At 34.8% G+C, this 12,127-nt stretch carries 9 protein-coding genes; 4 read left to right on the top strand and 5 right to left on the bottom strand.

The window, feature by feature from the left end:
* Positions 1-52: 52 nt before the first annotated feature.
* The 4 genes from ald to fdhF form a co-directional block, all read right to left on the bottom strand.
* The gene (ald, locus tag ACVWY7_RS19245; RefSeq protein WP_001219745.1) at positions 53-1,186 is read right to left on the bottom strand and encodes an alanine dehydrogenase; all 1,134 of its coding nucleotides are present in this window, start codon (positions 1,184-1,186) and stop codon (positions 53-55) included.
* 368 nt (positions 1,187-1,554) lie between these two features.
* Positions 1,555-3,426, bottom strand: a complete 1,872-nt coding sequence (locus ACVWY7_RS19240; RefSeq protein WP_001164724.1) for a glycerophosphoryl diester phosphodiesterase membrane domain-containing protein — start codon at positions 3,424-3,426, stop codon at positions 1,555-1,557.
* A gap of 156 nt (positions 3,427-3,582) precedes the next feature.
* Complete coding sequence (locus tag ACVWY7_RS19235; RefSeq protein ID WP_001040520.1) at positions 3,583-4,065, bottom strand: DUF1641 domain-containing protein; 483 nt, start codon at positions 4,063-4,065, stop codon at positions 3,583-3,585.
* Between the two features lie 12 nt (positions 4,066-4,077).
* Positions 4,078-7,014, bottom strand: a complete 2,937-nt coding sequence (gene fdhF, locus ACVWY7_RS19230) for a formate dehydrogenase subunit alpha (RefSeq protein WP_000840644.1) — start codon at positions 7,012-7,014, stop codon at positions 4,078-4,080.
* A 303-nt stretch (positions 7,015-7,317) separates the two neighbouring features.
* On the opposite strand from fdhF, the gene fdhD reads away from it, so the two are divergent.
* Together fdhD and ACVWY7_RS19220 are read left to right on the top strand one after the other, a co-directional pair.
* Positions 7,318-8,124 carry a formate dehydrogenase accessory sulfurtransferase FdhD gene (gene fdhD, locus ACVWY7_RS19225; protein ID WP_000529217.1) on the top strand — a complete coding sequence of 269 codons (807 nt, stop codon included), beginning with the start codon at positions 7,318-7,320 and terminating at the stop codon, positions 8,122-8,124.
* A gap of 229 nt (positions 8,125-8,353) precedes the next feature.
* Entirely contained in the window at positions 8,354-8,860 is a 507-nt protein-coding gene (locus ACVWY7_RS19220; protein WP_000405870.1) for a GNAT family N-acetyltransferase, read from the top strand.
* Positions 8,861-9,240: 380 nt separating this feature from the next.
* Here the strand turns inward: ACVWY7_RS19220 and ACVWY7_RS19215 are convergent, their stop codons facing one another.
* Positions 9,241-9,363 carry a hypothetical protein gene (locus tag ACVWY7_RS19215; protein WP_001068384.1) on the bottom strand — a complete coding sequence of 41 codons (123 nt, stop codon included), beginning with the start codon at positions 9,361-9,363 and terminating at the stop codon, positions 9,241-9,243.
* 329 nt (positions 9,364-9,692) lie between these two features.
* On the opposite strand from ACVWY7_RS19215, the gene ACVWY7_RS19210 reads away from it, so the two are divergent.
* Complete coding sequence (locus ACVWY7_RS19210) at positions 9,693-10,364, top strand: response regulator transcription factor (RefSeq protein WP_000238949.1); 672 nt, start codon at positions 9,693-9,695, stop codon at positions 10,362-10,364.
* A gap of 65 nt (positions 10,365-10,429) precedes the next feature.
* Positions 10,430-11,893: a sensor histidine kinase gene (locus tag ACVWY7_RS19205; protein WP_000041004.1), complete on the top strand. Its 1,464-nt coding sequence runs from the start codon at positions 10,430-10,432 to the stop codon at positions 11,891-11,893.
* Positions 11,894-12,127 lie beyond the last annotated feature (234 nt).

Below are 12,127 nucleotides of genomic sequence, written 5' to 3'. Positions count from 1 at the left end.
CTTATCATGTTGGTTTATATATTGTTCGATTTTGTTTTGTATAATGCTTCTATTAGCAAGATACTGTTTCTGCTTCTAATAATTCTTTAGCACCTTTGTACTCTACACCGTGAGCTTCTGCAACTGCTTCGAATGTTACATAGCCATCTAATGTGTTAATACCTTTTAGTAATGCAGAGTTGCCTAGGCAAGCTTCTTTGTAACCTTTGTTAGCAATTTGTACTGCATATGGTACTGTTACGTTTGTTAATGCAAGAGTTGATGTACGTGGAACCGCACCTGGCATGTTTGCAACTGCATAATGAACAACGCCGTGTTTTTCGTAAGTTGGGTTATCATGAGTTGTAATACGGTCAGTTGTTTCGAAAATACCACCTTGGTCAATCGCGATATCTACAACAACAGAACCTGGTTCCATTGATTGAATCATTTCTTCTGTTACAAGTTTTGGCGCTTTTGCACCTGGGATTAATACTGCACCGATTACAAGATCAGACTCTTTTACAGCTTCTGCAATATTGTAAGGATTAGACATTAAAGTTTTTACTTGATTTCCGAAAATATCATCTAATTGACGAAGACGTTCTGCACTTAAGTCGATGATTGTTACATCCGCACCTAGTCCAACTGCAATTTTAGCAGCATTTGTACCAGCTTGTCCACCACCGATGATTGTTACTTTACCACGTTTAACCCCTGGAACACCTGCAAGTAAGATACCTTTACCGCCTTTGTTTTTCTCAAGGAATTGTGCACCAATTTGTGCAGCCATACGACCAGCTACTTCACTCATAGGTGCAAGTAATGGTAGAGAACGGTTTTCTAATTGTACTGTTTCATATGCAATAGAAACAACTTTCTTTTCGATTAATGCTTTTGTTAATTCTGGTTCTGGAGCTAAGTGTAGGTATGTGAATAAGATCAAACCTTCGCTGAAGTGTTTGTATTCGCTTTCAATTGGTTCCTTAACTTTCATAACCATTTCCATGTTCCAAGCTTCTTCAGCTGTATCAACAATTTTCGCTCCTGCTTCAACATACTGAGCATCTGTGAAACCTGATCCTAAACCTGCACCCTTTTGAATGAATACTTCGTGATTGTTACGAATTAAATGTACAACACCTGCTGGTGTCATTGCCACACGGTTTTCGTTGTTTTTAATTTCTGCTGGTACCCCAATACGCATAATGAAATGCCCCCTTATAATTAACAGAAAAAAGAAAGTCTTTTTTCTTTTTGTAATAATTAATAACTTATGTCCTTATTCTAGCATAACTTAAAAGTTATGAAAACGCTAACATATCATTTTTTTAAAGTTTATATATTTAGAATAGTGTAAATATATAAAACATTGATTCTATTAGGATTCTCGTTTCATCCCATTATCTATCACTCTATTTTTATTATACTCCTTTAAAATAAGTACCCATCATTTATTATTTGACAATAATGTAACAATGTAAGAAACCCCAATGATGTCGTATACATATACAGTTATTAATTTACACAATACTTTAGAGATATATTCTTTTTATAAAAAACAGCTGCTAGCATTTAGCTAGCAGCTGGATAACTTATAAATAACTTGGAAAATAAATCATCTGTTGTTTCAGTAATTTTATCAAACAGATCACTTTCTTCCTCTTCTTGCTCTTTTAACATCTTAATTGTTTCACGTGCATCTTCAGGATAATCGGTAATGATACCATCTACGTTTAATTTATAGTATCCCTTTAAACTTTCCATATCATTTACCGTCCATACGTAAATTGGCTTGTTTAACTTCCTTGCTTCTTTTACTAATTTCTTATTTAGCATGTATTCTTCTGCTACATAAAAATCAGCCTTCACATTCTTTAAGTGAGCTCTACTTGCATACAGTATATATCCTACTTTTATATTTGGATTTGCACGCTTAAATTCTTTTATAAGCGGATAGTGTAACGTTTGAATGACACATTGCTTTTCAAATTCATTATCTTTAATCGTTTTTAATACTTTATTTACAAAGTCTTTTTCGCCCCCATGAAGCTTCACTTCAATATTGAGTTTGATTTTGCCTTTTGCCAGCTTAATAATCTCATCAAGTGTACTTATTTGTCCTGAAAATCCATCTTGACTCAGAGTAAGTTGTCTTAACTCGTCCATCGTTAAATCTGATACTTGAACATTAGCATTAGCAAGGCGTTTCAACTTCAAATCATGTATAACTGCTAATTCACCGTCTTTTGTTTGCAGTACATCAATTTCAGCATAGTCTGCTTTCGCATCAATAGCGCCTTGCAAAGCTTCTTTTGTATTCTCTACACCTTTTGAAATATAACCACGATGAGCCATAATAATTGGTTCTTTATACGTGTTTGTAATAAAGGTCACAATGAAGGCAACAACCATTCCGGCAGTAATAATTCCTACAATATATACGCCAATAAATTTCCAACGATGTTTTTGGAAGAAACATTTATCTGCTTTCGTTTTCGAATAATCTAATCCTTCTTCTAATAAAACATCTTCAACTGGAACCTTTTGTAAATACAATCTCGTAATCGCCATAATATAAAATGGTGTCACGATAAAGCTAAATAAATACAATGTACTCGTTAGAAATACAGACATTGTTGATTCCGCTAATAATGCAAATGTCCCTTTCGGGTTTGTAAATTCATAAACACCCCATAGACATAATAAATATATTCCTAAAAATAGGACATAGACAATTCCTATTGAAATAAAAAATCCTACTAAAAAGAATAGTACTTTAAAAAAGCTTTCTTTTACTAACTTTGCACTTTTACGTGCTGCCACGCGAAATGGCTTTTGTTCTAAAACAACAATAGGTAGAACAAAAATCCATCGAAGGTTCAAATACGCAACTACAGCAAAGAATGTGTAATAACCCACTTGTCCCATCGTTGTCTTAAATAGTTCTCCTGTAATGAAGTTAGGAATTTGAATTTGCGGGATTAAAGCTGTTTCATATCCCATATTTAAAAGAGGTAATAATACGACAGCATATAAAATAAATCCCGGTAAGCAATATGTGAAAAGAGTAGGTAAATACGTTACTGTTTTATACAAAATTGGACGTAATCTCACCTTTTGCCTTTTATGAGCAAAGTACGAAATAATAATAAGCACCGCAAATTCCGTAAAGATAAGAAACAGCGCTAACAATGATAAAATTACGATTGCCAAAATGCCGTATGGTGTCTTTAAAAACGCTAATAATTCATCATTCGTCGCATTTGCATAACCACCAAAATACAATAACTTATTAAAAATGATCCCAAATAGCGGGACGAATACAATCGCTGCTAATAATTTATAAGCGAGTTGAAAGGTTAATACATTCCAAAAAGCAAATTTAACTGTTTGAAAGGAATGTCCTATTACCCCTGGTATAGATAGTCTTTTACGGTGTTGCATATATTCCTCCACATTCTAAAACAATATTTGAGATGGATTCCATATTTCCCTTTCTAACCCATCTTTTTAATAATAATATATTCCGCTTAACATGAACACTCTTATACATACAATGAAAAAAGTGATGGTTACTCCCCATCACTTTTTTCATCTACTCTATTTTTTCTCTAACCCTTGTCCAAATGCTTTCAAGAAGCTAAAACCAAATGTAATGGCTCTATTGATATCTGGATCTTTTAACACTTTAAAGAAATCCATCACTTTTGTTTTTTTACCACTATTTAATTCATCTGTTGCAAATTGTAATCCCGTAACTAAGCTGGATGTAATTTGTTTCGTTACTTCCGGATCAACTGCAGATAATGCTTCTCCTGCCCCCATCATATTGTTGAGTGCATTTTTAACTGGTTCACGATTTAATTGCTCCACAGCGATCTTTGAAACATCTTCCTTCGCAGCAAGTAAACTAATCGCCGCATCTAATATACCAGCCTTCTGCAACTGTGCTAACAGCTGCATCGTTTCTTCTACTGCTTCACGATTATTAGATAGTTCATTGAGAAGTGCATCTGCTACTTGCTGTTTCTGTTCTTCCTCTGTTACAACTTTCTTTTTAATTAAAGTAATTTCTTTTGCCACTATCTCCGCCCCCTAGTCCACAAGTGATACGTATTGTTTTCTTTGCCACTTTTGCTCGATTTCAACACCATTTTGCGGATTACGATTTTTATCTCGCGGGTTTGAAGATGGTAACGGACGATTTCCTTTTTCACGTAATACACGCATTTTCACCATCGTTTGTTTATACGCCGGTGTACACGTATAAAGGTCTGTTGCCGTCCCAGTTAAAATATTAATCGCTTCTTCATTTATCGTTGCATGCATTGGTAAATATAGCTCTTTCCCCGTTACACGATCAGTAATAAGTGCTTGTACTTTAATTTTTCCAAATGGTGATGCTAATTCCACAAGACCACCATCTTTCACATTGCGTTCTATAGCGAGTTCAGGTGAAATCTCAACGAATACTTCAGATACTTTAGATAAAATACCAGCCGACTTATTCGTCATATTCCCTTCATGGAAATGTTCTAGCATGCGTCCATTATTTAAAAGTAAATCATACTCATCTGGCGCTACAACTGGCGGTATCCATTCATCTAATGATAAACGAGCGAGCTTATCTGGGAAGTTAAATCCATCTACATATAATAGAGGTGTATCGCTACCATCATGACTACCCCAACATAAACTATTCCAACCTTCTAGGCGGTCATACGTTGCTTGAGAGTATAGCGGTGCAAGTGATGCGATTTCGTCCATAATTTCACTTGGACTTTCGTAATTCCAATCCCCGCCCAGTGCACGAGCAACTTTTTGTAAAATCCACCAGTCTGGCTTGGAATCACCAAGCGGTTTCAACACTTCATATAATCTTTGAATACGGCGTTCTGTATTCGTAAATGTTCCTTCTTTTTCTAAGCTTGGTGCTGCTGGTAAAATAACATCAGCAAAACGAGCTGTTTTTGATAAGAACATATCTTGAACAACGAGGAAGTCTAAATTCGCTAAAATATGTTGCACATGGTTCGCATTGGAATCGACTAAGGCCATCTCCTCACCCATGACATACATACCTCGTAATTTTCCTTCTTCTGCCGCAAGTAACATTGCAATATTATTTAACCCTGGTGCTTTCGGAATAGTTGTGCCGTATGCTTTTTCAAACTTAGCACGAAGCGTATCATCTGATACTGCTTGATAACCTGGGAGCCAGTTGGGTAATGTCGCCATATCACAAGCACCTTGTACGTTATTATGACCTCGTAATGGATATGCGCCTGCACCAGGACGACGATAGTTCCCCGTAACAAGCAGTAAATTTGAAATGGCAGCAGATGTTGTACTTCCTCCTGTATTTTGCGTTACACCCATTCCCCAAAGTATACAAGTACCATCTGCTTCATATACCATACGAGCCATTTCTTTCAGATTTTCTTTCGAAATCCCCGTAATTTCTTCTGTATACTCAAGCGTATACTTTTCTAACATTGTGCTATATTCATCAAAGTTCTTCACATTTTCAGCTAAAAACTTTTTATCGTGCCAATCTTGATCAATAATATATTTCGTAATACCAGCAAGCCATACGTAATCCGTACCTTGGCGCGGATGAATAAATAAATCCGCACGCTCTGCCATTTCATGTTTACGAAGGTCTGCTACAATCAGTTTTTGCTCGTGTAATTTATGAGCACGTTTTACACGCGTCGCAAGTACAGGATGTCCTTCTGTTGGATTCGCACCAACGATAATGACAAGACCTGCTTCAGCTATATCTTTCACTGTTCCAGCATCGCCGCCCATACCGACAGTTTTAAATAGACCATCTGTTGCTGGAGATTGGCAATAACGAGAACAATTATCCACATTATTCGTTCCATATATTTGTCGAGCTAACTTTTGCATAAGGTAGTTTTCTTCATTCGTTACTTTTGATGAAGAAATAAATCCAAATGCATCGCTACCATATTCAGATTTAATATGCTGCATATTAGAAGCAACAACTTCTAATGCTTCTTCCCATGAAGCTTCAATAAACATATCTCCTTGGCGAATTAATGGCTTCGTAATGCGATCTTCACTGTTTACAAAGTCCCATCCAAATTTACCTTTTACACATGTCGAAATACCATTAACCGGTGCATCTGAAACAGGTTGCACTTTTAGTATATGGCGATCTTTCGTCCATACTTCGAATGAACAACCGACACCACAAAATGTACAAACTGTTTTTGTTTTATTAACTTTCGTCTTACGCATCGCAGCCTCTACTTCTGAAACTGCTAAAATGCTACTATATCCAGGCTCTACATCCTTTACAAAATCAATCATCGGATCTAACACATCTGGTTTTAACCCTGTCATAAATCCAGCTTCACCTAACATTGATTTCTCCATCAACGCATTACATGGACATACTGTTACACACTGCCCACAACTCACACAAGATGAGTCATTTATGCTTACACCGTGATCCCATATAACACGCGGACGATCTAAGCTCCAGTCTATCGATATCGTTTCATTAACCTGTAGATTTTGACACACTTCTACACACTGTCCACAAGCAATACATTGATTTGGATCATATCGATAAAACGGATGTGACATATCCACTTCACAAGCACTTACCTTCGGCTCATACGGATATTTCTGTTCTTCAATCCCCATCATATGCACTGTATTATGGACCTTACAATTACCATTATTGTTATCACATACAGTACAATACAATAAGTGGTTTTCTAATATTCGATCCATCGCCTCAGTCTGCGCCTCTTTTGCACGCTGTGACTGTCTTTCAATGTGCATACCATTCTCTATTGGCGTTGAACAAGCACGCATTAACTTCCCATCTACTTCTACAATACACGTATCACAAGTTTGAATTGGATCTACTTCTGGTACATGACAAATTTGAGGATGTTCCAAATTACTCTCGTTAAATAATTGTAGTATCGTCTTTTCACCTGATGCTGAAAACTCTTTACCATCTACGGTTACACGGACTGTCTGTTCTGCCATAGTTTCCCCTCTCCTTACAACCAACTGTACAGTAATTCATTTTTGAATCCGTTTTCATAAATGAATTACTATACATATTTTTGAAACGCCCTGCCCAAATACTTTTCTTATGAAGTCGATTCTAGATGTTTATAAGGTATCACTACGAAAGCTTGAAAATTTCACTATTCTACATTTCTATTATATCGTATATATACAATAATAACCAAAATAATCTGATACCTTCCTTCTAATAGATGTTTTTATTTTTTCAATGTTTTATGATGAATGTGGGGGAAAATACATATAAAAGGGGAATTTAATATGGGGCCTACGCAAGAGAGTTATACAATTGTACGCTATCACTCTGGTACATTTTCAAAACAAACTGATGAGATTGTTACAGAATCTCCTATCACTATTAAATTAAATGGTGAAGAGTATGTAACAGTCGTATGTACACCAAATTACATCGAAGATATGGTAATTGGTTTTTTAATTTCTGAAGGAATTATTTCTTCCTATAAAGATGTTGGAGAACTATGGGTTCAAAAAGATAACGGAATTGTCCATGTAGCATCATCCAAAGTAAATCCGCTCTATCAAAATTTATATAATAAACGATACATCACTTCTTGCTGCGGAAAAGGTAGACAAGGTTTTATTTTCGCTAACGATGCCGCAAAAGCAAAAAATTTACATAATATACATGTGACAATTACTCCTGAAGAATGCTTCCACTTAATGAATACTTTACAACAATCTTCCACTACCTTTCGCCAAACTGGCGGTGTTCACAATACCGCGCTATGTGATCGAAATAATATCCTTATATCAAGAATGGATATCGGAAGACATAATGCATTAGATAAAATATACGGCCATTGTTTGCGTAACGATATATCTGTTAAAGGAAAAATTATTGCATTTAGCGGGCGTATTTCATCCGAAATTTTACTCAAAGTTTCAAAAATCGGATGTGAAATTGTTCTATCTAAGTCTGCTCCAACAAAACTAGCATTGCAACTCGCCCATGATTTAGGCATTACAGTCGTAGGATTTATTAGAAATGAATCCTGCAATATTTACACACATCCACATCGAATTGATGGTTATCAATCGAATAACTAAAATAACTCCTCGGTTGAGGAGTTATTTTAGTTATAAAAGTGTAATATATTAAACGCTTGAATAGTTAATAAAGTTAATATATAATTTCATTACATATTAAAGCAAAATATTGTAGCATATATCTTTTCATTCTTCTACACATTAAAAGAGACTGCTAACAAAACGCATACACATTCTTATAAAAATAATGGATTTATTTTATTTAAAATCACCCAAGGAGGTTACAACAATGGAAATTCGCTTATTAACGACAGAGGACGCAGAAATATATTTAAAAGTTTGTATGGAAGGTTTAACGAAGAACCCGGAAGCTTTTAGCTCTTCTTATGAAGATGTTTTGAAACATGAGGATCCTGTAGCTGCTATGGCAAAACGATTAAGCAATCCGGATAAGTATACTCTAGGGGTCTTCAAAGATAAAGATTTAATCGGCATTGCTACTTTAGAAACAAAGCCTTTCATTAAACAAGAACATAAAGCAAAAATCGGTTCCGTTTTTGTTTCCCCTAAAGCGCGTGGCCTTGGAGCAGGACGAGCTCTTATTAAAGCAATTATTGAAAATGCCGATAAATTACATGTAGAACAACTTATGCTCGATGTTGTAGTTGGTAACGATGCAGCAAAAAAATTATATGAATCAGTAGGTTTCCAAACTTACGGTGTACAAGAGCGTTCATTAAAACATAACGGTCAATATTGGGACGAGGAACATATGGTACTGTTCTTAAATGATTAATACTTCAATATAAAGTGAAACTTTACTCAGTAGGGGATTTTTCCAAAAGCATCTTTGTATTAAGAAAGATGCTTTTTTCATTACAACAATGTAATCTTCATGTCACCTTTATCGATCGTACCAAACCTTTCCATTCATTATACTAAAAATATAAAGTGAAACTTTACTCAGTGGGGAACTACATCCCACGCTGATCGCATGTACTTGATATGTAGAGGAGAATGTGACATGAAACAAAACAAACGAGCTATGCTTTTAATATTTACTACAGCAATTATAACTTCTGGATTAGCAATTTTACCTTGGTTCATTATATAGAACTATTCCCCTAATAATGAAAAAAGCTCATTACTTCCTAAGAAGCAATGAGCTTTTATATATTATAAAATCCCCAAAATTTTATTTACACAACTTATAATAATAACCATAGATACGGCAATGCACATGACAACCGTCTTACGATCTTGCTTTTCTTTTTTTGAAATTTCTTCTTTTGGATTCATGTGTATGATCTCCTTTTAAAAAAAGTGTGAGATAGGAAATTTTTCTTATCCGATGCGAGGTGAATACGAAAACCCTCTCTATCTCACATACACAATAGAATGGAATTGTCATTTTATAAATAAAATGACATGACGTTATGTCGCAACATAGGGTATTTTGTGTCGCTACGTTTTCTATTATAAAAAATAGTTGTGCAAAACTAGTGCATTTTTTATGTCAATTACTCTGAGCGAAAAATAACTACTCCACTCAATCACATAAAAAGAGTTTTTTATTATTTTCATGTAAACTATACAAGTAGAATGAACAGTTTGGGGTGCACAAGATTATGGTAAAAATTTTATTAGTAGACGATGAAGAACGTATGTTACGATTATTAGATCTGTTCTTAAGCCCTCGCGGCTATTTTTGTATGAAAGCTACCTCTGGCCTTGAAGCATTAAAATTAATAGAACAAAAAGACTTCGATATTATTTTGTTAGATGTTATGATGCCGAATATGGATGGATGGGATACTTGCTATCAAATTCGTCAAATCTCCAACGTTCCAATTATAATGCTAACAGCTCGTAATCAAAATTACGATATGGTGAAAGGTCTTACTATGGGCGCAGATGACTATATTACAAAACCATTTGATGAACATGTATTAGTCGCAAGAATCGAGGCTATATTACGTCGTACAAAGAAAGATGGATTTGTCAGCTTCAATGGTATTGAGTGGGATAAAACGAAACATACTGTCACAGTTTATGATGAGAAAATCTCACTAACACCTATCGAGTTTTCGTTACTTGGACTATTTTTACAAAATACAAACCGTGCTTATAGCCGAGATGATTTAATCGAGAAAATTTGGGGCTATGAAACAGATATTGAATATAGAACAATCGATTCACATATTCGTAATATCCGCGATAAATTACGAAAAAAAGGATTTCCAGTTGAAAATTACTTAGAAACTGTTTATAAGGTCGGATATAAATGGAAAAGTGAATAATCACTTCGGTCAGTGGAAACTAGTATACCACTGACCCTTTATTATGAATAAGGTATGGTGAGAAAATGAGTAAACTTTCACTTAAAATCGGGACATACTTTTTAATATTAGCTTTATGCATTGAAACAATTGCTTTCGTATCTTTTTACAAAAGTATTTCCAAAATGCGCATTGAAGAGGAAACACTCGCTCTTTTAGAAAAAGGTAATCGCTATAGTAACAAAATTACAAGACGTGCTAAGTGGAGTGCACATGCTCAAGAAAAGAAAAACATCGAACGCACTGAATACAATAAAAATCCTAATCGTCCTATATACCCGGATTTCGATATCGCGGATGAGGCTGAACACTTAGTTGAATCAGAATCAATTTCTAACTCCGACATAGCAATCATTATAACGGACAATAATGGAAAAATCATTTCCACTTCAGAACCCGTAACAAAGGCGATGCAAAAGCAACTTACTTGTAAAACAGAACCTATCCCCAAAGACGGATTAATTGTCGAAAAGAACTGGAAAAAATCAAAATTCATCACAACGGTAAGCCCAATTCACACAACAGAGTTTCAAGGAAAGTTATATATGTTATTAAAAACATCTTTCTTAGAAAACATGTTACTTAAACTCATGAAGCAATTTCTTATTATTAGTGTTTTGACGATTATTTTAACGACTATTTCTGTCTTTGTTTTTTCTCGTGTTATTACAGAACCGCTTATCAAAATGAAGAGGGCAACAGAAAAAATGTCAAAATTAAATAAGCCAATTCAATTAGGTATTAAACGGAATGATGAACTTGGAAGCTTAGCAAAAACGATTGAAGATTTATCCAGTGAACTGACTTATATGAAAAAAGAAAGAGGTGAGTTTCTCGCTAGTGTTGCTCATGAATTATTAACTCCATTAACCTATATGAAAGGTTATGCGAAAGTGGCAAAGAGAGACTCTTTAACGAAAGAAGAGCGTGAAGAATACTTGCAAATCATCGAGGATGAAACAGATAGTGTAACCGATCTCGTCCAAGATTTATTTATGCTGGTACAATTAGAACAACACCAGTTTGTTATAAAAAAACAAAAAGTACTTCTTAGACCATTTTTAGAACGAATGGTTGAAAAAACAAAAACAACATTAACAAATAAACAAATGCAACTTCATGTATATTGCAAAGATGATTTAGAAGTTTGCATAGACGAAAGACGTATGGAACAAGTTATGTTAAATTTATTACACAATGCTTATCAACACTCACTAGAAAACACTACTATTACGATACGCGTACTCGCAGAAACAAATTCTTTTACAATAAGTGTACAAGATGAAGGAGAAGGTATTCCTGAAGAAGATATTCCGCATATTTTTGATCGTTTTTATCGTGTTGATAAATCCAGAACGAGAGCTACTGGAGGAAAAGGTATCGGGCTAGCTGTTGCTAAAGAAATTGTAGAATTGCATAACGGTTCCATTCTAGTAACAAGCAAATTAGACGTAGGAACAAACTTTATAATCGAGCTACCTTTTGAATAATATGTGTGTGAAAACACCAGTAGTAGTAAAAACTACTGGTGTTATTTTGTTCATAAAATCAGCTTATATAAGCTAAGCTTTTGAAATTATTCTTATTTCAATATAAAATAAAGTGAAACTTTAATCCATGGAATCGTTCACCCCATGGATTATTAGTTGAACCAATCGGGCATTTACGGGCAGTTATCTCCGATCTAACTTCCGCGCATTCGCTGGATTTTAAAGTTGGAGTCT

This window comes from Bacillus sp. TE9106W (assembly GCF_054062215.1).
Note: the sequence above shows the minus strand (reverse complement) of the source record. Positions and strands in the feature narration are given on the sequence as shown.